The organism is Leptospira stimsonii, assembly GCF_003545885.1.
Taxonomy (GTDB): Bacteria; Spirochaetota; Leptospiria; order Leptospirales; family Leptospiraceae; genus Leptospira; species Leptospira stimsonii.
Genome location: NZ_QHCT01000001.1, coordinates 528180 through 551321 on the forward strand (window position 1 = coordinate 528180; position 23142 = coordinate 551321).

Consider the following 23142-nt stretch of genomic DNA (forward strand, 5'->3'; position numbering starts at 1 on the left):
ATTTGAAAAATTCCATTACCACTTTTTCAGTTGTCCGTGAGAGAATTCGGTCCGATAATTCTTTTATGACCGGGACCGATATCAGTAGAATCTTCAATCAAGCTCTTTCCTTGGAAAAGGAAGGCAAATTCCCGGAGGCGATTCGGCTTTACGAAAAAATCATCCAAGCACAACCTAAGTATCAGAAATCATATTTAAATCTCGGAGCTCTCCATTCTAAACAAGGGAATTCGAGAAAGGCGATCGAAGTTTACCAGGAAGCGCTCGCCGTCGGCAAAACTCCTGAGCTTTACTATAATATCGGAGTCGAACTTTATCGATTGGGGGAAATCGAAACCTCCATCCGTTCTCTCAAAAAATCACTCGAACTCGAAAAGCGTTTTTTAAAATCGCATATCCTTCTCGCCTACTGTTATCGTCAGTTGGAGAAAGACGAGAAAACAGAACTCTACTTAAACAATGCGATTCGGATCGATCCGAACAATCGAATGGCGCTAACCGCATTGGCGACCTTTCATTTTGAAAAAGAGCGTTGGAAAGAATGTCTCGAAATCGCAAGCAAAGTGCATCAACTCTATCCTGGGGATTCTCGGATGCAGGTTTTGATTTCCGAGGTTCACACTCGACTTGGAAACTTCAAACAATCCTTCGAAATTCTCAAACAAGCGACTTCTCAAGCAAAAGGGTTTACTCGTTTTTCGGACGCGATAGAAGAATCCAAAAAAAATCCGGAGGAAGTCGCCTTTTTTGAATCCTTGGAAAAGCTTACAAAAAACAAATTGGAAGAATTTCGTTCCAAATTCGAGATGAGTAAGGAGAATCCGGAAGACTTCACACCTCCAAGTCCTCAGGATGCACTTGATCTTTCACTCATGTATTTGTTCCATGGTGATAAAGAACGAGCTCTGAAGTATATGCTCTATGCTCAGAAACAATTGGAAGAAACTGGTGCTCCGGAATCCTAAAAGTTATTTATCCCTCCTCATAACGATCGTAGTTTTAAACAATTGTATTTATCCGATTCGGGAAGCCGAAGTTTTAGAAACGGACGTTTCTTTTTTGTATATGAACTCGGCTGAATTCTCTCAAGCCGAATTGGAAAAAGTAAATTCCCTTTGGTCCGTTAGAGGATTTAGAGGCAAGGGGACAAGCGCAGAAGATAAGAATAATTTAGGAATTCTTTTTGCGAAGAATTCCTTTTTGGACGACGCGGAACTTTCTTGGAAAGAATGTCTCAAACTTTCTTCTTCCAATCCGATCTGTTTTTCAAATCTGCTTAGAATGCACTTTATCATCGACGAATACGATTCGGCAAAAGAGGAAATCGAAATCTTTTTGAAATCGGCGAAAAAAGATCAGATTCAACAGCTTCGAAAAATTTTAAATTCTCAAAATCGAAAAGAAGAAACGGTTCTCCTTCTCGACGTTCAATCGAGAATTCCAGGGATGGAATTGGTTTCTTGGGAAGAATTGAGCGTGTATTTTTTAGAAAAACAGGATTTTGAAAAGGGATATTACTATCTGGAAAGAATCCTTCAGATCAATCCGTATCATAAAAACGCCCGAGCATCTATGGTCTTGCTCGCTCACGATATGGAAAAATGGGATGATCTCCTGATGTTTGCGATGAATCTTCAATCGACGGACGATAAAATCCCTGATCTGAGTTATTACATTGCGAAAGCATATTATGAAAAACGAAACTATTCCGATGCGATGGAATGGATTCGCAAAAGCCCCGACTCAGAAAGGGAAACCCTTGCGTTCGTGGAACTTTGGAAACGCGTTCTATTATCGATCAATCCGAATAGCGATTTGAGTCCCATTCAACCCTACATTCGAAGATTACAAAACAAAGGACTTCAAATTCGCGAAGAGGAAATTCTACCTACTCTAAATTCTTCCGGGAAAAAAACCGTAGAAGATATCAAGGTCGGACGTTAGATTCTTACCCTGAATGAAGTAAACTCCAAATTTTAAGTGCTTGTTTTAGATTCTTGGGCTCGTGAGTTCTGATATATTCAATATTCTGAATAGACAGATAAAGCTCCGCGATCACTGTCGCGATTTCCCTCTCTGAAACCGCTAGGCCGCCGAGCGCATTTCCTAAAAAAGATTTCTTAGTAACGGAAACCATCATCGGTGAAAATTCTTCTTGAAGGGTCTTTATTTTTTTAAGAACTTCAAAACTGATCTGGAAATCAGGACTCAGGAAAAAGCCCATCCCAGGATCGAAAATCAATTGATCCGGAGAAATTCCCGATTCTAACATTTCTTTTTTTCTATCTCTGAAAAATAACCGAATCTCGCGGATAACATTTTCCGTTGTTAGGTGAGAAGATGTTTCCGGACGATTCGAATGATTGTGAGAATACATAAGCACAAACTTTCGATCCGTTCCGGCGAACTTGGAAGCCTCGTAGATCGATTGTTTATCCACAAATCCTCGAATGTGATTGATAAATTCAACCCCCGCTTCCAAGGATTTTCGAATCACTTCCGGTTGAAAGGAATCGACGGAGATTCGCATTTTCTTCTCGATCCATTTCGGAATCAGCGCGTGCATCCGAGTCCACTCAATCTCCGGCCCGACCAAGCCCGATTGAACATTGGAAGACTGAGCGCCGATATCGATTACATCCGCACCTTCAGAAAGCAAGGATTCCGCTTTCGCCTGGGAAGCCGGAAGTGTAAGAAATTTTCCGCCGTCCGAAAAGGAATCTTCAGTGATATTCAGAACCCCGAAGATTACCGGAGAATGTTGGGAAGAATTCGGTTCCTTGCTAGTTTCCATCTTTAAAAACTCTCGTTCAAGACCGATACTTTAAAGGAGATCCTGAAATTAAACTAAAAACGGCACCTCTTCGACTTTCTTTTTGGAGTAATTCATGCGTACTTTTTCTAAATTCTTATTCTATATATTTCTTTGCGGTCTCTCTCCAATTTTTTCACAACCACTTCCGGACTTACCGGAAAAACAATTCGGGCCTCCGCTCAACACACAAAATGACGAATACAATCCTCTGATTAGTCCGGATGGAAAGTACATCGTATTCCAATCCAATCGTCCCGGTGGCGAAGGTGGAATGGATATTTGGATCTCCGAAAACGTTCAATATCTTGATAGGGAAGTTCCGGCGGAATGGACGAAGCCTGTAAACATGAATCAAAACATTCGAGAAGAATTAAGACGAGCGCCTACCGCCGGCGTTCGTAAGCCGAACCTCTTCAACTCAAATGCGTTTGAAGGTGGAATCTCGATTTTATTCGACGCAAATCAAGCACCTTCTGAAATTTATTTTACTTCCACTCTCAATCCCTCTGTAAACCGAACAGGTTTCGAAGGTTTGAATATTTATCGTACGATCAAGGATAAAAAGACCGGACGCTGGAGCGATCCGGAGCACTTGAGCGAAATCAACTCCAACTTCAACGATAAGATGCCGGCCATTTCTCCCGATGGAACCTTTCTGATTTTTTCTTCGGATCGTCCAGGAGGTTACGGTGATTTCGATCTCTGGATTTCCGTTCGAAATAGTAAGAATGGAACCTGGTCACAACCGAAAAACTTAGGTTCTCCTCTGAATTCTTCCGAAAGCGAAATTCTTCCTTTTATTCATCAAGACGGAGAACAGCTCTATTTCAGTTCCAATCGGGAAGATGAAAGAAAGAAGTTTAAGATTTATCGAATTTTCTTAAGATACAAATCCGCGTTAGACAACATGCTCGAGGACGAAGAAGACGTCGAAGAAACGCCCGTGATAAAAACCACGGAGTCCTTAATACCCAAGGTGGATCAATCCTCTCTTCTTCTCTTACCAAAACCTTTCAATTCTGAAAAATGGGAAGGCTTTGATAACGAAGGCATTAGCTTTGATCAGGACGGAATCTGGGCCTATATTTCTTCCAATCGAACCGGCGGTGAAGGACAGTTTGATATATATCGATTTCAGGTTCCGGAATCGCTTCGAAATTCTTATAATCTCAACTTCAAAGGTCTGGTCTTAGACGGATCGGAAAAAACGATGATCGGCCTCGATTCCACGCTTAAAATTTACGACGGGAATAAGCCGGCGGTCGTTATCACCTCGAAAAGAATCGGAGGCGATCTTACTAAGGGAAAACCGTCTAACTTCGCCACTACGCTTCAAACGGGTAAAATTTATAAAGTAGAAATCAGTTCACCGGGATTCCACCCGCAAGAAGACATTCTCGATCTCCGTGGAAACATCGGAAAGGATCGAAAAGTTTATCGGACTTATGTCTTACTCCCGATCAAAACGGGAGAAGGGAAAGCGGAAGAAAATACAAAGAAAGAAGAACCTCCCGTTACTAACAATCAGCTAAACACCGTTTCAGGATTAAGAGTGGTCGTTGCCGATGAAAAGACGAAAGAAATTCTCCAAGATGCAAAAGTAACACTTTTTACACCAATGAATCGCAAAGGGGAAAATCTGATTCAAGAATCGGATAAAAAATCCTTTTTAGTAAATAAATTGCCCGAATCCGATTTCGAATTATTTGCGATTGCACCGAAATATATTTCTGAAAGTGTGAACATCAGTCAAAAAAATATTTCCAAAAATGGAACCGTTACAATTTTTCTTAAAGCCGAGAAGGACGTAGATCCGATCTATAATCTACGCATTTATTTCGAATTTAATAAAACAAAAATCACGGAAGAGAATAAAAAGTTATTAGATCCTCTTGTAGACTATCTGGTGAAAAATGCGTCCGATAAAATTGAAATTGGGGGACACACGGATAACGTTGCCTCTAAGGAATACAACACGAGGTTAAGCGCCAAAAGAGCTCGTAACGTATATGAATATCTCATTTCGAAAGGAATTTCAGAGAAGAGAATCAAAGCAAGGGCCTATTGGTATTCACAACCGGATGCAGAAAATGAAACAGAAACTGGAAGATCAAAAAACAGAAGAGTTGGTTTTCGGAAACTCTAAGGAGTTTTCATGAACGTAATGTATCAAAAATATTTGCAGGCTCCTCGATCTTGGGAAACCATCGAGGACTTGAATAAAATAAAATATATCCTAAAGGAATACATCCACTTTCAGGGATTGTTGGTAAAGGAATCACCGTTCCACCAAGAACTAAAGCCGATGGAAATCAGAGAAGACGGAACGTTCGTCTTTCCGATCGATTCTTCATTAACGAATTTGGACAATGAACTCGTATTATACAGAACTCTATCAAAACATATCGAAATCGGATTTCAAGTCGTAGAGAAAAACGATTTGCAGATCGTGTGCAAACCCGTCTTTGCAAAGATCGCAAAAACCCAAAGAATGTCTCCCAGAATCGAGGGACTGATCGGCAAAGTCGTCGCACATAAGTTTCTGATTCCGCGAAAGGAATTGGAAATCAAAAAAGTATTGGGCACTTCAGGTCAGATCATTCTCAACGATCTCAACCGGAAAATAAAACAGATCTACCCAAGCGCACATTTAATTTTCAATTCTTCGGAAGAACGTTCACCGGAAGAAGAATTGGTGATGAAGCATAAAAAGCCGATCTACATCAGCGATACAAACACGATGGCGTCGGACGTCTCGAACGAACTCGCAGAATTAGATTTACTGCCGGTAAAACAAGTTCTTCAAGAGGAATTGATCTTAGAAGAACGAATTCGATTCTTCAAGAGCAGTAAAGTTCGGTCCCTTTTGATTTTCCCGATTCTTTTTAAGAGTGGTGGGGAATCTCAAATTTTTGCCATGGGCGTGATCGAATCCAGTGATGGGCCGGTATCGGAAAAAGTAGTTCCTCTTTACCTTGAAATGGAGGAAATTTTTAACTCTCGAATGGGTGATTCCAATACCAAAGCCTTGGACATCAAGCAAAATGTCCTCAATATTTCGGAAGGTGGAATTCTTCTGGAAGTGACAGAGTCACAATTGATCGAATCCTTTTTACACAAACCGTCTTTTACGGCGGACATTACTTTTAAGATGCAGGCGCCGTTGCGGTTTGCGTTTCATATCCGACATATTTTTCAGGTCGGAGAAATCTACCACGTGGGCGCAGAAATAGTTGGCTCCAATGATGCTAAGGCAAATATGACTCTATTGAAGAAAAATATGAACTTCATTAAGACTCAGTAATTTGCCTTGGAAAATCAGAAGAACTTTTTAACAACAGCCCCGTACAAAGGGACCAGAGACTTTTATCCTGAAGAGATGCGTCTTCGCAACTGGATGTTTTCCGTAATGCGCGAGACCGTTCTTTCTTTTGGTTACCAAGAATACGACGGTCCTATCCTAGAATCTTTCGATCTCTACAAAGCCAAAAGCGGAGAGGAAATCGTAGAACGTCAATTATACGATTTTATAGATAAGGGCGAGAGAAGAGTTGCGATTCGTCCTGAAATGACTCCGACTCTCGCCAGAATGGTAGCCGGAAATCTCCGCAATCTGCCGAGACCGGTTCGCTGGTTTTCCATCCCGAATTTATGGCGTTATGAACAACCCGGAAAAGGGAGACTGAGAGAACACTGGCAATTAAACGTAGATTTGTTCGGAGTGGATACCTATCGCGCCGAAGTCGAGATTTTGCTGATAGCGGATTCTATTCTGAAAAAATTCGGCGCACCTGAAGGAAGTTATCAGATTAAGGTTTCGCATAGAAAGCTTCTTGATAGCTTTTTGAAAACTACCTTGAAATTAAATGACGATCAAGTTCACGGGGTTTCCAAACTCTTGGATAAAAAGTCCAAAATTTCCGTGGAAGCGTTCGAGGCGGAAATTCGTCCCCTCTTAAACGATGCGCCGAAACAACTCCCACTGATTGAAAGTTATCTCTCTTCCACCTTGGAGAATGTTTCGGAAATCCCAGGCATTGATTCGGAATCGGTTTCTTTTATTAGAAATCTCTTTCACGAATTAGGTGAACTGGGAGTTGGAAAACAACTGACCTTCGACCCGTCTATCATTCGAGGATTTGATTATTATACCGGTTGTATTTTTGAAGTTTTTGATACGAACCCGGAAAATAGACGATCTCTTTACGGTGGAGGTCGATACGATAACTTAATCGGATTGTTTTCGAAAGAGCAACTTTCCGGAATCGGATTCGGGTTAGGCGACGTGACTCTTAAGAATTTTCTCGAAGGCCACAATTTAATTCCTGACTTAGGAAGGCAAACTACAGTGTTCCTTCCTATTATGGATGAATCCTTATTCTTAGAAACCTCTAAACTTTCAAAGGAACTTCGTGAGAATGGAATCCTCACCGAAACGATGTTAGATTCCGCAAAGATCGGAAAACAAATTCAGGTCGCGGAAAAAAAAGGTTATCGTTATGTGTTGTTCCTCGGAGAATCGGAAATTCAATCGGAATCCGTCCAGATAAAAGATTTGGTTTCCGGAGAACAGAAAAATCTCCCGCGAAAAGGGCTTTCCGAAATTCTGAAAAAAGATTTTCAACTTTGATACAACTCGTAGATAAGATCGACTTTTCACTTTCAACTTGGATCCGTGCGAATTTGCACAATCCCGGGCTGAGTCATATTCTTTCCAAAATCAATCGTGGAGAAGTGTTTCTTATTATTCTCCTTCCTTTCTTATTCTTAAAGAATGATTTACCTATCGCTTGGTATTGGGTCCTCTTATTTACAGGAACCGTAACGTATGCGAATGATCGATTTGTTTTATTCTTAAAAAAGTTAATCGCGAGAAAAAGACCTCTGATTACCGTCGCCGGCAAAGTGGATTCAAATCCGGATATGAAACATTCGTTTCCGTCCGCGCACGCCGCAAACTCGATGACTGCGGTTTTGATTCTTGTCTTTTTATTTAAATTTTCTCCGGCCTTGATTCTGATTAGTTTCTTAGCCGGATTTGGAAGGTTGCTTTCACTCCATCACTTCGTGAGCGACGTGATCGGCGGATGGATCATCGGATCCATCTTTGGAGCATTGGGATTATTTTTTGGGAGCGCTCTTCTTAGGTTTTGCTGTGCTTGATTTCGATCCAAGTGCATCTAACGTAAGCTTGTGACGAATTTCTCCACCATGAGTAATCGTTGTGGAAGAAAGAATCTCGTCATTCAGGTCCAAGTTGATTTTCTTTTCCTTAATCAATAACTTCAAAAAGTTCAGAACGTTCTTACTGAACATTTTAGAAGCATCGTTTGGAATGGATCCTGCCAAATTCTTATGACCGATCACGGTAACACCTTTCGGAGTGATCACGTTCTGACCGTGTTTCGTATATTCACAATTCCCGCCCATGGAAGAAGCTAGGTCCACGACTACGGAACCCGATTTCATATTGTCTACGATTTTCTTAGTAATCAATAAAGGCGCTTTTCTGCCTGGAATCAAAGCGGTTGTGATGATTACGTCCGCTCTTTGAGCAAACTTATCAATCGCTTCTTGTTGGCGTTTTTTGTATTCTTCGGTTTGTTCCACCGCATACCCACCGGCCGCCGCAGAATGTTGCGCACCTTCTACTTCCACGAATTTCGCACCTAGAGACTGGACTTGTTCTTTTACTTCCGGTCGAGTATCGAATACGTCGACGACGGCCCCTAATCTTCTGGAAGAGGCGATCGCTTGGAGACCGGCAACGCCTGCACCGATAATCAGAACGGAAGCCGGCGTGATGGTTCCAGCCGCGGTCGTTAGCATTGGAAAGAATCTCGCTAAATGTGTTGCGGCAAGAAGAACTGCTTTATAACCCGCGACAGTTGCTTGCGAAGAAAGAACGTCCATCGACTGCGCTCTCGTAATTCTCGCAATCGCGTCCAAACTCAGGACATCCACTTTTTTTGAGGCAAGTTTTTGAATCGTAGGCGCGTTCATCGCAGGTTGAAACATTCCTAAATAGATTGTTCCAGGTTTAATTTTTGCAAGAGTAGCAGGGTCAGCAAGATGAAGACTTACGATGATATTAGATTTGCTGATGATATCTTGGCGAGAGACTAAGCTGGCTCCCGCTTTTTTATAATCTTCGTCGTGATAATAGGACTGTTCACCAGCGCCCTTTTCAACTAAAACGGTTGCGCCGATTTTTTTCAACGCGTCGATAATATCAGGAGTTACGGAAACTCTTGTTTCTTCTTTAGCTTCTTTTAGAATTCCAATATTCATAATTTATTCCCGGTGATAAATAGCGTGTTCCGGACACGTTTCGTCAAAGTACGTCCAGATTTTCTTCGCGTAAATTTAATCCAAGTTATTTTTAAAGTATTCGATCGTTTTCCGAATTCCTTCGGTAAGAGCAACCTTAGGCTCGAAACCCAATCGTTGTCTTGCTAAGGTTAGGTCGGGTTTTCTTCGAGCAGGATCGTCCTGAGGCAAAGGCTTACGAATGATCTTGGAGGAAGAACCTGTTTCTTTCAGCACCAACTCGGCGAGTTCTTTCACAGTAAATTCTCCATCGTTTCCGAGATTCACAGGACCTGAAAAATCTTCCGTGTTCATCATACGTATAATCCCGTCCACGAGATCGTCGACATAACAAAAAGAACGGGTTTGTTCCCCATCTCCGTAGATGGTTATGTCTTCTTTCTTCAAGGCTTGAACGATAAAATTACTTACGACTCTTCCATCGTCGGGAAGCATCTTTGGCCCGTACGTATTAAAAATACGGATCACACGAATATCAACCTCGTGATTTCTCTCGTAGTCGAAACAAAGAGTTTCAGCGACGCGTTTTCCTTCGTCATAACAACTTCGAATTCCGATCGGATTCACATTTCCCCAATATGTTTCTTTTTGAGGATGTTCCAATGGATTGCCGTAAACTTCGCTTGTCGATGCCTGAAGAATTCTTGCCTTTACTCTTTTTGCGAGTCCGAGCATATTCATCATTCCGAGAACGTTCGTCTTTATGGTTTTGATTGCGTTCGATTGATAGTGAACGGGACTTGCAGGACAAGCCATATTGTAAATCTGATCGACTTCCAATTTGATCGGATCCGTTACATCATGTCTTATGAATTCGAATTTAGGGTGTTTGAAGAGTTCTTCGATATTTTTCTTTCTACCAGTATGTAAGTTATCGAGACAGATAACTTCATTGCCTTCGTCCAAAAGTTTACTGCAAAGATGCGATCCAATAAATCCGGCTCCGCCGGTAATAAGTATTCTTTTTTTAATCATTATTCTTCTTTTTCCAAAAATTCTGCAGGCAAAGGTTTTCCGTTTAAATCGAGACCTTTGCTGAAAAACCATTCCATAACTTCCGGCGTTACGTCTCCCGGAAAAGGGGTTTCTGCATTTGCTCCCTCGGGAAAGTGGAAAGCGTCTTCTTCTTGTAAGAGTTCCGTATCTTGTATTCCGGATTGGAAGACTTTTTTCACCGAGACGAATATGATGGATAAACTAAAAAAAGACCAAAGGAGAGCAATCAAATATCCCAAGACGATCACTGATTTCGGAATACTTTGAGTAGGGTTCGCACCCGTGATCCACATCGCCATAATTCCGGCATCCGTAAATACGATGTTCCCTGTAAAGTCCAGGAGGTCGTATAAGCTATAGAGCGTGATACTTGTTCCGATAAAAACCAGAACAAAATGATTCATCTTAAGATTGAAGAGTCCGAGTAAAACAAAACCCAATCCCCAAAGAATTCCAGTGTATTGAGCAAGATTTCCGGGTTTAGAATAGGAGATCGTCATTAGAAGTAGGATCGCGCCAAAAGAGATCAGAGTCGGACGAATCATCTTTCCGGAAAAGCCGCGATTCAAAAGGAAACCGCCGATCAAACAAGATCCCAAATAACCGGCGGAAACTACGAAAATAAAAGAACTTTTTCCGGAGCTTGGAATAGCAATCGTCTCTCCGGATTCGTTTCCATGGAGTTCGATCGCATGAACCGTGCCACCGGTCAAGAGAGCCGCGATCGCATGTCCGATCTCATGAATAAAAACAATGAAGTCTTTGAGATAACGAACAAGATGGTGATCCCAAAAAGAAAAAAGTGTAATTGCAATCGAGATAAAAATCGTAAGTCTGAGGAATCGATTCTCCATCACTTTGATTATCGGCAAAATTCCAAATCAAGAGAAACAAAATGAGTCTGTAGGAACGGATTTGATCTATTAATTTACATTGAATTCAACTGGTTTTGAAGTGCCTGAGAATATCCTTTAACTTGATTGCCTTTTGAATCGATTCGTCCACAGTGAGTTTGATATCTTCCGATGTCTTTGCGATCGATTCAGAATTTTCGGCAATATTTTGCATGGAGGAAGCGATTTCTTCTGAAGCAACTTTTTGAAAGCGGGAAGACTCCGTTACCGTTTCACCAATTTTGTTTACTTGATCCGTATTCTTTCGAATTTCATTTAATTTTTCCGCCTGCGCCGCTAAAGATGCCGTGACGATGGTTGCGGAAGAATTCACCTCTCCGATGTAATTGGTTAATTCCTTTACGATCGATAGGGACTCTTGAAATTTTTCGGCTCCGAAATCTACTGCCTTTGTAGTGTTACCGATAAGGCTGACGATATCTTTGATAGAATTTCGAGTTTGGTCCGCAAGTTTCGAAATCTCCTCTGCAACAACGCTGAATCCTTTTCCCGCTTCACCGGCTCTTGCAGATTCTATCGATGCGTTCAGTGCCAGAAGATTTGTCTTCTCCGAGATGGAAGTTATGATTCCTATGATCTTCGAAATTCCATTGGAATATTCTTTGATTTCGTCCATCGCAAGTATTGCTCTTCCGAACGTTTCCTGACTTTGCGAAGCTTTTTGTTTTACGGAAGAGGTCTGAGTAGATAGGCCATCCATCGATTTGGAAACATTTTGTATCGATTCGTTTACTTTTCCGATTCCTTCATTGATCGCCGCCAAACCGGAAGACTGAAACTGAATCGACTTTACGATCTCTTCCAATGTAGATGAGAGTTCGTGAGACGCGGACGCGGTCTCTTCAACGGACGCCGCTTGAGAATGAGTACTCTTTTGAAATTTATCGGAAGATAAGGATAGATACTTATAGAGCTCGTTGTTCTTCTCGAAGTTCTCTTTGATTTGAACAAGCAACCCCCAAACACTTATCACGAGAACTCTAAGAGTGGAATAAATTTCCGTGACTTCCGAATATTCCCTTCTAACCGGAATTTCCTTTAAAAAGTTACCGGCCACAATCTCCTTTTGAATCGCTATGATTTCGCGAATTCGTTTTCGATATCCGAATATCGTCAAAATGAGAAAAAGGATTCCAAGGGTACCGCAGGAAATTCCGAATAGAGGAAGAAAAATCAACCCTTGGTTTATCCATTCAAAATTGGCGAACAAAAGCGGAACAAAGACGAGTAAACTATAGATAAGAATTTTGCCTGCAAGACCTAATCTTTGCAGTAAGGAGCGGAAACTCACCTTCGTCTTCCAAATGATGGAATCCGTATTTTGCAATTCCTTAAACAGGATTTCAGCACGCGCGATTTGTTTGGCGGTTGCCTTCTTTCGGACGGACATATAACCCGTTACGATCCCGTCGCTCATTACCGGAGTAATTGTCGCATCTACCCAGTAATGGTCTCCCGATTTCGCACGATTTTTTACGACACCGTTCCAGGGATCTCCCCCTTGAATCGTGTCCCACATTTCCTTATAAACATAAGGAGGAACATCGGGATGTCGAATGAGATTGTGGGGTTCGCCTAACATTTCTTCCTCGGAAAAGCCGCTAACATTCGCGAAATCTTGACTAACGTAGGAAATTCTACCCTTTGTATCGGTTCTTGAGATCAGAACCGCATTCGGCGGAATTTGAATTTCTCGATTTGTGACCGGAAGATTTTTTCTCATTCGAATACCCTTTCATTTACATCGCACAAAAAAGAATCATTCCTTTAAAGGAGAATTTTGATTTCGAATAGAAAATGATCAGATTGAATTAGAATCGGAATGATTTAAAGAGTAAGGAAAATTATTACTTAATAAGATTCTAATATAATTAGAAAGGGTTAGCTTGTTCAGCGTTGATTCAGGACATAAAAACAAGATAAGCCTGAATGAGACCTACGAAACCGCCTAAAAGTGCCCCGAGAATGATAAGAGTCGTTTCATCCTCTTTGAAAACGGAATGTAATAATGATTCAAATTCTTCGGCGGGTAACACACTCAGACGATCTGCCACAGTTTTTTCAATTTGAAGAGAATCCGTGATGTAATTTTGAATTCGTTCAGCAACTTGAGGAATGATCCACAAAAGATGGTCCGCTATCTTTCTTTTTACTTCATTTATTTTTTCCGAACCAAGGATCAATGGTGCGAACGGGGCTTTTTCTTTTAACTTCGCTTCCGTCATTGTCTTTGCCTTATCCATTACTAACTGGATAATCAAATCTCCTCCCTTCCCAAGAAAAATAAGTCGGATTAAATTTTCCGGATTTAGCACCCGAGATGCGATCACCGCGGCGAATTCTTTTGAAACTTCCTTTTGTCTTTTGAGAAAAAGACCTTGGTATCGAATGAAAAAATACTGTTTCGGTTCTAGTGGATGAAAGATCATCAAAATGGCAAGCCAGTTCGTATAATAACCTACGAGAACGCCCATAATCGGCATCGTCCACCATTGGTTAAAAAAATTAATGAATCCAACCTGAATCAGTCCGATAAAAAAGCCAAAGTAAATCCCGGACCGGATAATAAATGCAAACTCGGGTCCGCCGCATCGCATAAACATTTCCACCAGAAATTTCGTATTATCACCGCTTAACGAAACACGAATGATCTCATCCAATTCTAAAACTTCATCTAATTCCTGACCGAAGGATTTATAAACTTGTTCAATCTGTTTCGGAATTTCCGTTTGAATTTCTTTCTCTAAGTCTTCTTTTAAAGAATTCGGTAGTAAAGCCCATAAGGCACGGTTTTCAGCAACGATCACATCTTCGACAATTTCCCTCGATTTTTCTTTTATGATATCACGAATCGCTTCATTGATTTGCTTCGGATCCACTCTTTCATACAATTCGTGAGGACGCACAACTTTCGAAGTCAATACTTTCGCTATGAGATTGCTCATCTTAACCGCGTGATTTGGAATGATACCCTTCCAACCGAAACTACCTATTCCGATGAACTCGTTCGGATAAAAGATCATTTGAACGGCTATGTAATTCGTAATCCAGCCGACGAAAGAACAGGTAAATAAGATTGAAAATATCTCAACAAATTGAGGATGTTCTTGAAACCATTCCATTTCTTATTTCCTTTATACCGAAGGTGATTTGAAGTATCGTAAGAATTCAGATCTACGAAGTGAAGACAACTATTTTTTATTTCACATGTTAGATTTTAAATGACTCCGACTCTGATCAAATGGATTCGATTTAGAAAATTCTAAATATTGTATGAATTGCTCTCTGGGCGTTGCTTGACAGGGTGGACATGTGAGCACGAAACTTTCGTTTATTGTTTCCGGTCTTTTTCATATTCTAATTTTTGCATTGATTCTATTTTCTAATCCGGATTCTCCCTTTATTTCTGATTTCAAAATTATTCTGAAAAAAGGAGGAAGTCCTCCTCTGTCGCTCAGTCTTTCGAACAACTCGAACGGTAGGAATTCGAAATCGGCTCATTCGGAAAATTCAAAAGTTTCAGGAACCTTCGAAAGAGAAATTGAAGAATTTAAGAACGAAATCCACTTTCCACAGGGGGCCCTGGAACAGAGATTGGAATCAGATTGTTCTTGGGAAGTAGAGATAAAATCTGACGGTAAAGCGGAGATTCTAAAAACTTTACAACCTTGCCAATATTCGATTTTTGAAGTCGAATTTAAGAGAGCGCTACGAACCTGGAAATTCAATCTCGAAGAAGGCGCGAAGTTAATCATTCCCGTCTCGTTTAAAGTAGATGATAAAGAATTCTGATACCAACGAATGGTATGCGTTGTATACCAATCCAAGAGCTGAAAAAAAGCTCAAAAAACTTTTTCAAGAACGAAAGATTGAATGTTTCCTTCCTTTGCTTTCGAAAAGAAAAAAGTGGTCCGATCGTTGGAAGGTCGTCGAAGAACCGATGTATCCTTCCTATATTTTCGTAAAGATTTCCTTTTCCGAAGAGCGAATCAAAGTTCTTCAGTTGCCCGGTGCGCACCATTTCGTTTTTTATGCGGGAAAACCATATGTAATTCCCGACGAAGATATCCAGCTTGTGCGTACTTTTTTGGAATCCTTTCCTGACAAGGTCCAAGTCGAGATGCAAGAGAAACTTTCTCCGGGGAAAAAAGTCTTAATCAAAGAAGGCCCGTTCACCGGATATCACGCAGAAATCATTCAAAGAAAAAACCAAGAGCAAATTATAGTCAAATTCCCCGGAATGAATTTAATGACTTCCGTGACTCTGGATATAGATAAGTTAAGGCTGGAGGAAAACCTTGGATCCAATTTTTGAAAAAATCACCAAAGCAATCGATACAGAGATAGAATCCATTTTGTATTTCAGAAAAAACCTGGATCCATCGATCAAGGAAGCGATCGAACTCATTCTTCAATCAAAAGGAAAGTTGATCGTAATCGGAGTCGGTAAATCTGGAGACGTCGGTAAAAAAATTTCGTCCACGTTGTCTTCGACCGGGACTCCGTCTGTTTTTCTCCATCCGGCGGACGCCGCTCATGGAGACGCAGGAATCATTGCGAGTGAGGACGTGGTCATCGCAATCGGTAAATCCGGTGAAAGTGAAGAACTTCTCAACCTAATTCCAACGATAAAAAACATCGGTGCAAAGTTGATCGCGATGACAGCAAACGAAGAATCCAGATTGGCAAAAGAATCGGATGTCGTTTTAATTACTCCCGTTCTAAAGGAAGCCTGTCCTCTTGAACTGGCTCCAACTTCCAGTACTACGATCGCACTCATTTTAGGCGATGCCATCGCGATGTGTCTTATGGAATTAAAGGATTTTAAGAAGGAAGACTTTGCACTTTATCATCCTGCGGGAAGATTGGGAAAACGCCTTAGCCTCAAAATAGACGACGTTATGCGCCGCGATAAGGATTTGGCGAGAATTTCTCCCGATTCCAACCTGGAACGGATATTAACCGAGATCACGGTTAAAAGACAAGGAGCAACTGGCGTTACCGATGAGAATGGTGTACTTCTTGGAATCATTACAGATTTCGATATTCGCAAAAAGTTAAAGGATGGCGGATTGGATTCTTCCATCACCGCAAAAGAACTGATGAATTCGAATCCGATCTTTTTTAAGTCCGGCGAAAACGCATACGAAATTCTTAAACAAATGGAATCAAGACCGAATCCGATTTCCGTCGCGCCGATCATCGATGACAAAAGGATATTGATCGGAATCGTATCGATTCATGATCTCTTACAAAGGGGTCTTTGAGTCCGAATGAAAAGAGAATTTCAAATCGTTTTAACGGTTAGCGAAGAAGAATTTTTTCTCTTAAATGAACATCCCCATTGTGATTGGATTGAAATACGCCTCGATCTTTTTACAAAAGAGGGCTTAAGTGAAAAACTGACTACTCAGATCAACCGTTTGAATGCAAAGTGCATCTTTACGTTTAGGCAAGCCGGAGACACGGATCAAAAAAATAAATCGAATCCATCGGAAATCGATTTTCAAGAGATATCGAATCAACTGCAAGTACAAGATCACTATTTAGATTTGGAATTAAACCGGCCTAACGAGTTATTCGAGGCTTATGCAAACAAAGGTTTCGGTTTGATTCGGTCCGTTCATAAATTCGACGGAATTTTAACGGAGAAAGAAATTAGAGATTGGATTGAAAATGATTCTTACCGAAATCAAACGCAAAAGGTTGAAAGTCATCTTCCATTGATCTATAAATTTGCGGTTTTTCCAACGTCGGTAAAAGAATTGGCTGAATTCCTTTCTTCCTTTCGTAACGTCTCAAATGAATATAAGAGAAACAATGTTCACCTAACGGGAATTTGTATGGGAACGATAGGAATGCTTTCGAGAATCTACCCAGAATCCTTCGGTTCCGCATTTACTTATTGTTGTTTGGAAGAGCCTAAGGCGCCGGGACAGGTGGACCTCAAATCGTTGTTTCAACTTAGAAACGAAAAATAGTTTTCTTAGGTTTTATCAAGTGCTTGAGAATCGAGATTTTTATCTTTTTCGGATCCCTTCGATTCTAAGAATTTCTTAAACGAAGATTTTTCCTTAAAGCGATCAAACTCTTTTTCTTCGGCCGCCGCGGCCCAAATCGAAGGTTTCATATTCGCCGCGAGACGGATGTATTCCATCGTCCTTTCGAGATCGTCTTTGTTCGCATAACATTTGGCTAAAAGATAGTAAGCCCCGGAAGAACCTCCTACCTTTTCCAACATTAAGATCGCTTGATCGATTTTTCCGGTATAGAAATAAGCCTTACCAAGGTAAAAACGGTATTCTCTTTCTTCCTCTTCCGAAGATTGAACGGAATGAAAGTATCGTAAGGCTTTATCGTATTCGCCGTGATTCGTATAATAGCGAGCAAGTTTTAAAATTCCGTCATTATAAACGTCGGGCAGATTCTTAAATTCTGGATTATCTTTCTCCAACTTGGATGCAATCTCTTTAAGAATCGTATAACCTTCGGTCTCTTCCTTGTTTTGTATCTTGCAGAGGGCTAAATACATTCGAATCTCGTGAGTTCTTTCTCCGAATTCCAAAGCCCTTTCCGCCGTTTTGATCGAATTCTCACAATCCTTAACTTCGTATTTTAATTTTGTTAAGCCGATCAAAGGTTGAACGGTGGCGTTTGCAGAATAGGATTTTCGATAATATTTCGCGGCTTCTTCATAACGTTTCATTTTATGATAGGCAACCGCTTGGTTTAAGTTTGCGTAATAGAGCATCTTGGAATTTCCGGAATCGATTTTACTTTCAAGTTTGTCCAAAACTTGAAGCGCTTCCGAATACTTCCCATTTCGAATCAATGTCACACCGTATTTATATAAATAGTCCTGCTTTTCAGAATGATCTTTGACTAATCCCTCTAAAAGAGATTCCGCCTTTTGGAAATCCTTACGATTTGAATAGATTAAAGAAAGATTCCATCGCGCGGTTTCATTCTCCGGTTCTTTGGTAAGAATTTTTTGGTAGTCTTCTTCCGAATTTGGACCAGAAGATTCGACTTCTTCGGTGTGATGGCGCTTCGGCTTACTGTGGACGACGTGTCCGGAAGAAAGTCTTTCTTCAGCCGTCGTTCGAATCTTTTGGATATGAGTCAAATCCGGATCGATTCTTAAAACACGATTCGAGTAGGCGATTACCTCTTGATAATCTCTCTGGTAATTGTAATAGAGAATTATCTTTTGATAACAGTTGACGAGATCTTTTTTAGGAAGATTGAGATTTACTGCCTTCTTAAAACTTTGAATCGACTTCGGGTAATCTCTTCGATACTCATAAATATAGCCCATATACATCCAGGCTTCGCCGGAAGAAGGGTTCCCATTGTTGAACTTTTGAAATTCGTCGATCGCTTTGGCAAAATCCTTTCTTGCGTACGCTTTCTTTCCTTCTTTCAAATCCGCAAAAAGCGGACCTGAAACAAAGCTAAAAAGAATAGAAAGAAGGAGAATCCGGAAGCCCATAGGACCAGTTTCAGAGAGGAAGTCTTTTTTAAAAGTGAATTTGCGACCCCTCTCCGCCCCGGTTTATAATAAATTTCCTAATTTTTCCTGCTTTTTGGACGCAAGCGCCTCGGAAGCCCGCAAAGCAAAACTCATCGTCGTAATCTGCGGATTTACGGAAAGTCCGGTTGGGTAGACGGAGGCATCGATCACAAAAATATTTTTGTGCCCGTACAATTCCAGACTCGGATCTACGGCCCCTTTTTCAGGAGAATCCGCCGCCTGAATCGATCCATGAGGGTGCGCCGAGCCGACAAGCAAACTTCCTGGGTTGAATTTCTTTTCCAAAACCCAGTCAAAGTTTGTATTCTTATCCACCTTAACTGGTTCTTGCATATCCGGGAATGGGAAAATCAATTCTTTCGCTCCCGCCGCGGCTTGTACTTCCGCAAGCATTTTCAATCCGCGGAGCATATTCTTCCCGTCCCCAGGCGTAAGTTCGAAATAAACTTTTCTAGAACCTAACGTCCATTTTACGGAAGCATTCGCTTCCCCGTCGGCACCGTCTCTTACAAGTACGATTCCTGCGCTCATGTTCGGATATTTAGAAATCATTTCGAATTGTTTCGGGCCGTAGAATGGAATCAAAGAAGCCGCCAATGTCGGACGAAAAGGAGCCACTTCTAACCAAAAACCGTATCCCGTGTTCTCTTGATTATGACCGTCTTTGATCACGGCCGATTGAGGCGGACCTGAGAACATATTAATTTTCTCGTCAAAGATGGCAAAGATCGAACAAGTAGGATGAACTTTCAAATTTCTTCCGACCCAATCATTTCCTAAACCGGATCGTTGCAAAAGAGCTGGTCCTTCGATCGCGCCGGCGCTAACGATAACCACGGGTGCGGAGATTTTGATTTTTTGAATCACTTGATCCGGTGCTTTTTCATACGCATCGGGTGTAAACTCGGCAACCACAACTTTCATTGGTCCATCGTGAATGACTTTCGCTTTCATATTTGCGATAACAGTAGCACCCGCTTCGATCGCATCCGGAATATACGTCAGAAACATGGATTGTTTCGCATTGATCGGACATCCCAATCCGCATCTTCCTAAACCGATACAACCTCTGTTGTTATTATTCAATACCTCGGGATGAAGGCCTAACGCTTTACCGCCCTTCATCAAAGTATTGTTATTTGGATTGATTAAATTTTCAGGCACCGGATGTACACCCAGTCGTTCATGAACGGAAGAAACATACGGATCCATATCTTGTCTGGAGTAACCCTTCAAACCGAATCTTCGGTCCCATTCTGCGGTTACGTAATCGGGAGGATATAAAGAAGTCTGCCAATTGACTGTTGTAGAACCTCCAACCGTTCTTCCTTGAAGAATACTCAGAGTCTGTTCTTCCGTCACGATAAAGCCCGCGTCTCTATAAAGTCTTGCGGATGAAAGGAACTCTTCACTCGTAAATTGCGCGGGAGTAAAATAAGAACCCTCTTCGATCAAAACGACTTTCCAACCCTTCTTTGCGAGTGTTGCCGCCGCGACCGCACCGCCGGCGCCGGATCCGATAACAACGGCTTCGGCTTTTAATTCCCAAATTCCGTCTTTGAGATTTTCCTTTTCAATGATTTCTTTGTGTTTCTTCGGAGTTATGATCTTGTCATTTGCCGCTGGAATTCCGCTCATCGTTACGCCTCATATCCTGCTAATTTTTGGATTCGTTTGTCTTTTGAAACGAGGAAGAATGCGATTTGTCGCATAATAGAATAGGCTCCTCGTTTGAGATTCAGAGAAGAATTTTTCCAAGACAAGAGACGCTTTTCTCTTTCTTCTACGTTCAATGCGATCATCGGCGTAAATGAAAAATCAAGAGCTAAGGATGCGAGTCTGGAGGCCGGAATCAGACCCAAGAGAAGAAGAACATCTTCCGTATCGATCGGAGTTGGGTGGCCGTAAATGTAATCATCCATAGCGACGCCCAAATCAAAATCAGAGATCGGATTCCCTTGAAGAAAAACTTCTCCGAGCGATTTAAAGGAAAGATACTGATCTTCTTTTAAACCGCGTAGACGAGGAATCGATCCCGTAGAACACGCGCTCAATCCCGGAAGAACAAAGGCAGTGATCGCCAAAAATTTCAGACTTAATTTTAGAAACCGACTCCTAGGAATCGGTTCTTGTAGAAACTTCTCCAAGTTCACCTCCCGTACGCGAAACTGCGTTACGGTTTTATATATAACAAATCGTATGAGAGACGCGAAAAACGTTCCGTTCGTGACGAACTTTGATTAAAAGCGCTCCCGATCCGCAGTGATACAGGAGATAAAAGAACTTGTCTATAATTTCTTCTGGAATTTCTTCATTTTCACGAAGATCTTAATCTCTTCATAGTCGATACGATCCAATTCCACTTCTACTTTATCTCCGAGAGTATAAATCTTGGTAAACTTCTTAGAATAGAAGGAGAAATCGGTATCCATTCGAATCTCACCCTCGTCCGTAAATTCCGAAGAAAGTAAACAAGCGTCGACCATCGGATTTTCCAAATCCACAAAAACGACGAACGGTTTACAACCTGTAATTGTGGCGGAAAATTCTTTGATTCCGGTTTTTTCCAGATAACGACAAGCCTTAAGTTTGTAATAGTCTCTTTCCGAATCCGTGGCCTTTCGTTCTTGGTGAGAACAGTGAAGTCCCGCGGTGATCATATCATCCGGAGTATACAGCGGTTTTTTCCAGATAAGAATGTTCTGCAAAACACGGTGACAGATAAGGTCCGGATATCTTCGTATCGGAGAAGTGAAATGACAATAGTCTTCAAAACCCAAACCCCAATGCCCTAAATGCTCTCCGGAGTAATACGCCTGCATGAACGTTCTAAGTAAGAACATGTTAAACAATCTTTCCGCGGACTTACCTTCCAAATCTTTTAGAACTGCACTGATGGATTTATAGCTCGAATCTTTCAGCAGGGTTTTAACTCCATTCAATTTTAAGAATGCGTTGAGAGATTCGATTTTTTCGTCGTCCATCGGTTCGTGAACGCGGTATAAAGTCGGTTGTTTCTTTTTTCGAATGAATTCCGCGACTTTGATATTTGCGGAAAGCATAAACTCTTCTATAAGAATGTGTGCTTGAAGTCGATCTTGCACCGCAATTTCGATCACGTTGTGTTCGGAATCCGTTACAACTTTATTCTCTTTTAGATTTAGGTCGACTCTACCGTTTGCAACTCTTTGTGCTCGAAGAACTTTTGCAAATTCGTTCATACGGTAGATCCAATTCTTTGTATCGCCGGAAAGAATTTCGGATTCGGCCCGATTGTACGTATAACGTTCCGCGACCTTGATAACGCTTTTGTAAAATTTCGCGTTCGTGATCTTTCCCTTCCAATCCGCTTCCATTTCAACGGTAAAGGCCAATCGATTCTTGCCCGCTACCAAGGAACAAAGATTTTCAGAGAGTTCCGGCGGCAACATAGGGACAACTCTGCTTCCTAGATAAACCGAAGTCGCACGATTGTAAGCTTCCTCGTCAAGCTCCGTCCCCAATCGTACATAATGCGAAACGTCCGCTATATGAACATAAAAACGAATTTTATTCTTTTCTTCGATAAAGCTGATCGCGTCGTCAAAGTCTTTGGAATATTCACCGTCGATGGTAATACATTTTAATTCTCGAAGATCGACCCTGGATTTCCAATCGTCCACATTGCTTTCATCCACCTCTTCAGGAAGTTCGAGAGTGATATTTTCAGGATAAAGAATGCTGTAATTGTATTTCATAAGCATTCTCATCAAATCCAAATCTTCCTTTGTGTCCGATTCAAATCGTAGAAACTGGACTTCGTAGAGATTCCGTTCGTGTTCCGTTTCTTCTTTTAACTTAACGATCAGAACGTCGCCCGATTTGATTTCATCCTGAAGATCGGTAAGAATCGTTTTTCGGAGAAGATACCCTTCTTTTTCTTCGCCGTCGATATCCAGAAGTTTTCCAAAGATAAATTTAGGATCTTTCTCAGTGATGATCATTCGATAGAGATCGCGACCTCTTCTTAATATCTCCGAGACTTCGCCTTCGAGCCGGCCTTTCTTACCGATACCATAAGGCTCGACTTCTACAAGATCGCCTTGAATCGCAGATTGTGTGTATTGACCGGGAACAAAAATCTCCATTCCCGAAGCCAATTTTACAAAACCGTCTCCGCGTTTACTGATCGAAATGGTTCCTTGGAGTTTTTGATTAGAGTTGACGATGATATTCTTTTTCTCTAATTCAATCAATCCTTCCGTTTCCAAAAGCTGGAGGGCTTCCGAGATCTCTCTTTCCCTTTCTTGGATCTGCCACTTTTCTCTTTTTTTTCCATAAGAATTTTGATTGTCGTCTCTGAGAATTTTAGCCGTTAAATCCTTATATAAAATCACAGAACCCGCTCTGGATTGAAGGTACTTAAGAATTTTCTTACCGACTTCGTTTTCTCTATAACCGTCCGATCTTCCGGAAGATCTTTCATTTTTCGGTCTTTCGGATTTTGAGAAGGTTTTCTTTTTCGGTTGAGGAGTTGTCCTCTTATGATTTGTTTGTTTTTTCTTTTTATTCAT

General features: G+C 41.3%; 20 protein-coding genes. 10 read left to right on the forward strand and 10 right to left on the reverse strand.

Annotation, left to right across the window (positions count from 1 at the left end):
- The first annotated feature begins 65 nt into the window (after positions 1–65).
- Both DLM75_RS02630 and DLM75_RS02635 read left to right on the forward strand, forming a co-directional pair.
- The gene (locus DLM75_RS02630) at positions 66–965 is read left to right on the forward strand and encodes a tetratricopeptide repeat protein (protein WP_118967940.1); all 900 of its coding nucleotides are present in this window, start codon (positions 66–68) and stop codon (positions 963–965) included.
- Positions 922–1944, forward strand: coding sequence for a tetratricopeptide repeat protein (locus tag DLM75_RS02635; RefSeq protein ID WP_118966980.1), 1023 nt, complete (start codon positions 922–924; stop codon positions 1942–1944). Before DLM75_RS02630 ends, DLM75_RS02635 begins: the two co-directional genes overlap by 44 nt.
- Before the next feature lie 4 nt (positions 1945–1948).
- On the opposite strand, the gene folP is transcribed toward DLM75_RS02635, so the two are convergent.
- Positions 1949–2794, reverse strand: coding sequence for a dihydropteroate synthase (gene folP, locus DLM75_RS02640; protein ID WP_118966981.1), 846 nt, complete (start codon positions 2792–2794; stop codon positions 1949–1951).
- Between the two features lie 94 nt (positions 2795–2888).
- Here folP and DLM75_RS02645 point away from each other — a divergent pair, with 94 nt between their 5' ends.
- The 4 genes from DLM75_RS02645 to DLM75_RS02660 are packed head-to-tail and all read left to right on the forward strand — an operon-like array spanning position 2889 to position 7978.
- Positions 2889–4961 carry an OmpA family protein gene (locus tag DLM75_RS02645; protein ID WP_118966982.1) on the forward strand — a complete coding sequence of 691 codons (2073 nt, stop codon included), beginning with the start codon at positions 2889–2891 and terminating at the stop codon, positions 4959–4961.
- A 9-nt stretch (positions 4962–4970) separates the two neighbouring features.
- Complete coding sequence (locus tag DLM75_RS02650) at positions 4971–6119, forward strand: DUF1577 domain-containing protein (protein WP_118966983.1); 1149 nt, start codon at positions 4971–4973, stop codon at positions 6117–6119.
- Positions 6120–6125: 6 nt separating this feature from the next.
- Positions 6126–7445, forward strand: coding sequence for a histidine--tRNA ligase (gene hisS, locus DLM75_RS02655; RefSeq protein WP_118966984.1), 1320 nt, complete (start codon positions 6126–6128; stop codon positions 7443–7445).
- Positions 7442–7978, forward strand: coding sequence for a phosphatase PAP2 family protein (locus tag DLM75_RS02660; RefSeq protein ID WP_118966985.1), 537 nt, complete (start codon positions 7442–7444; stop codon positions 7976–7978). The genes hisS and DLM75_RS02660 overlap by 4 nt, the downstream gene beginning before the upstream one ends.
- On the opposite strand, the gene DLM75_RS02665 is transcribed toward DLM75_RS02660, so the two are convergent.
- The 5 genes from DLM75_RS02665 to DLM75_RS02685 all read right to left on the reverse strand — a co-directional run bounded on the left by DLM75_RS02665 (position 7937) and on the right by DLM75_RS02685 (position 14177).
- Positions 7937–9106, reverse strand: coding sequence for a Re/Si-specific NAD(P)(+) transhydrogenase subunit alpha (locus DLM75_RS02665; protein WP_118966986.1), 1170 nt, complete (start codon positions 9104–9106; stop codon positions 7937–7939). The two genes, DLM75_RS02660 and DLM75_RS02665, sit on opposite strands and share 42 nt — an antisense overlap.
- A gap of 75 nt (positions 9107–9181) precedes the next feature.
- Positions 9182–10120 (reverse strand): UDP-glucuronic acid decarboxylase family protein, encoded by a 939-nt coding sequence (locus DLM75_RS02670; RefSeq protein WP_118966987.1) that lies wholly within the window; start codon positions 10118–10120, stop codon positions 9182–9184.
- On the reverse strand, positions 10120–10995 hold the full coding sequence (locus DLM75_RS02675; RefSeq protein ID WP_118967942.1) for a M50 family metallopeptidase: 876 nt from the start codon (positions 10993–10995) through the stop codon (positions 10120–10122). Before DLM75_RS02675 ends, DLM75_RS02670 begins: the two co-directional genes overlap by 1 nt.
- An 85-nt stretch (positions 10996–11080) precedes the next feature.
- Positions 11081–12778 carry a methyl-accepting chemotaxis protein gene (locus DLM75_RS02680; protein ID WP_118966988.1) on the reverse strand — a complete coding sequence of 566 codons (1698 nt, stop codon included), beginning with the start codon at positions 12776–12778 and terminating at the stop codon, positions 11081–11083.
- 178 nt (positions 12779–12956) lie between these two features.
- Positions 12957–14177 (reverse strand): DUF445 domain-containing protein, encoded by a 1221-nt coding sequence (locus tag DLM75_RS02685; RefSeq protein ID WP_118966989.1) that lies wholly within the window; start codon positions 14175–14177, stop codon positions 12957–12959.
- A 190-nt stretch (positions 14178–14367) separates the two neighbouring features.
- On the opposite strand from DLM75_RS02685, the gene DLM75_RS02690 reads away from it, so the two are divergent.
- The 4 genes from DLM75_RS02690 to DLM75_RS02705 are packed head-to-tail and all read left to right on the forward strand — an operon-like array spanning position 14368 to position 17036.
- Positions 14368–14847, forward strand: coding sequence for an LIC_10042 family TonB-like protein (locus DLM75_RS02690; RefSeq protein ID WP_118966990.1), 480 nt, complete (start codon positions 14368–14370; stop codon positions 14845–14847).
- Entirely contained in the window at positions 14831–15370 is a 540-nt protein-coding gene (locus tag DLM75_RS02695; RefSeq protein ID WP_118966991.1) for a UpxY family transcription antiterminator, read from the forward strand. Before DLM75_RS02690 ends, DLM75_RS02695 begins: the two co-directional genes overlap by 17 nt.
- Complete coding sequence (locus tag DLM75_RS02700; protein WP_118966992.1) at positions 15354–16322, forward strand: KpsF/GutQ family sugar-phosphate isomerase; 969 nt, start codon at positions 15354–15356, stop codon at positions 16320–16322. The genes DLM75_RS02695 and DLM75_RS02700 overlap by 17 nt, the downstream gene beginning before the upstream one ends.
- Positions 16323–16328: 6 nt before the next feature.
- Positions 16329–17036 carry a type I 3-dehydroquinate dehydratase gene (locus tag DLM75_RS02705; RefSeq protein ID WP_118966993.1) on the forward strand — a complete coding sequence of 236 codons (708 nt, stop codon included), beginning with the start codon at positions 16329–16331 and terminating at the stop codon, positions 17034–17036.
- Between the two features lie 5 nt (positions 17037–17041).
- Here the strand turns inward: DLM75_RS02705 and DLM75_RS02710 are convergent, their stop codons facing one another.
- The 4 genes from DLM75_RS02710 to DLM75_RS02725 form a co-directional block, all read right to left on the reverse strand.
- On the reverse strand, positions 17042–18547 hold the full coding sequence (locus tag DLM75_RS02710) for a tetratricopeptide repeat protein (protein WP_118966994.1): 1506 nt from the start codon (positions 18545–18547) through the stop codon (positions 17042–17044).
- 63 nt (positions 18548–18610) lie between these two features.
- The gene (locus DLM75_RS02715; RefSeq protein WP_118966995.1) at positions 18611–20227 is read right to left on the reverse strand and encodes a GMC family oxidoreductase N-terminal domain-containing protein; all 1617 of its coding nucleotides are present in this window, start codon (positions 20225–20227) and stop codon (positions 18611–18613) included.
- 2 nt (positions 20228–20229) lie between these two features.
- A complete protein-coding gene (locus DLM75_RS02720) occupies positions 20230–20736 on the reverse strand; it encodes a hypothetical protein (RefSeq protein WP_118966996.1) in 507 nt (168 codons plus the stop codon).
- A gap of 141 nt (positions 20737–20877) precedes the next feature.
- Complete coding sequence (locus DLM75_RS02725; protein WP_118966997.1) at positions 20878–23142, reverse strand: ribonuclease R family protein; 2265 nt, start codon at positions 23140–23142, stop codon at positions 20878–20880.

Bases quoted from the DNA above. Each gene is read 5' to 3' on its own strand.
- DLM75_RS02630 (WP_118967940.1), top strand. From the start codon at position 66: ATGACCGGGACCGATATCAGTAGAATCTTCAATCAAGCTCTTTCCTTG.
- DLM75_RS02635 (WP_118966980.1), top strand. From the start codon at position 922: ATGCTCAGAAACAATTGGAAGAAACTGGTGCTCCGGAATCCTAAAAGT.
- folP (WP_118966981.1), bottom strand. From the start codon at position 2,794: ATGGAAACTAGCAAGGAACCGAATTCTTCCCAACATTCTCCGGTAATC.
- DLM75_RS02645 (WP_118966982.1), top strand. From the start codon at position 2,889: ATGCGTACTTTTTCTAAATTCTTATTCTATATATTTCTTTGCGGTCTC.
- DLM75_RS02650 (WP_118966983.1), top strand. From the start codon at position 4,971: ATGAACGTAATGTATCAAAAATATTTGCAGGCTCCTCGATCTTGGGAA.
- DLM75_RS02665 (WP_118966986.1), bottom strand. From the start codon at position 9,106: ATGAATATTGGAATTCTAAAAGAAGCTAAAGAAGAAACAAGAGTTTCC.
- DLM75_RS02670 (WP_118966987.1), bottom strand. From the start codon at position 10,120: ATGATTAAAAAAAGAATACTTATTACCGGCGGAGCCGGATTTATTGGA.
- DLM75_RS02675 (WP_118967942.1), bottom strand. From the start codon at position 10,995: ATGGAGAATCGATTCCTCAGACTTACGATTTTTATCTCGATTGCAATT.
- DLM75_RS02680 (WP_118966988.1), bottom strand. From the start codon at position 12,778: ATGAGAAAAAATCTTCCGGTCACAAATCGAGAAATTCAAATTCCGCCG.
- DLM75_RS02685 (WP_118966989.1), bottom strand. From the start codon at position 14,177: ATGGAATGGTTTCAAGAACATCCTCAATTTGTTGAGATATTTTCAATC.
- DLM75_RS02695 (WP_118966991.1), top strand. From the start codon at position 14,831: ATGATAAAGAATTCTGATACCAACGAATGGTATGCGTTGTATACCAAT.
- DLM75_RS02705 (WP_118966993.1), top strand. From the start codon at position 16,329: ATGAAAAGAGAATTTCAAATCGTTTTAACGGTTAGCGAAGAAGAATTT.
- DLM75_RS02710 (WP_118966994.1), bottom strand. From the start codon at position 18,547: ATGGGCTTCCGGATTCTCCTTCTTTCTATTCTTTTTAGCTTTGTTTCA.
- DLM75_RS02715 (WP_118966995.1), bottom strand. From the start codon at position 20,227: ATGAGCGGAATTCCAGCGGCAAATGACAAGATCATAACTCCGAAGAAA.
- DLM75_RS02725 (WP_118966997.1), bottom strand. From the start codon at position 23,142: ATGAATAAAAAGAAAAAACAAACAAATCATAAGAGGACAACTCCTCAA.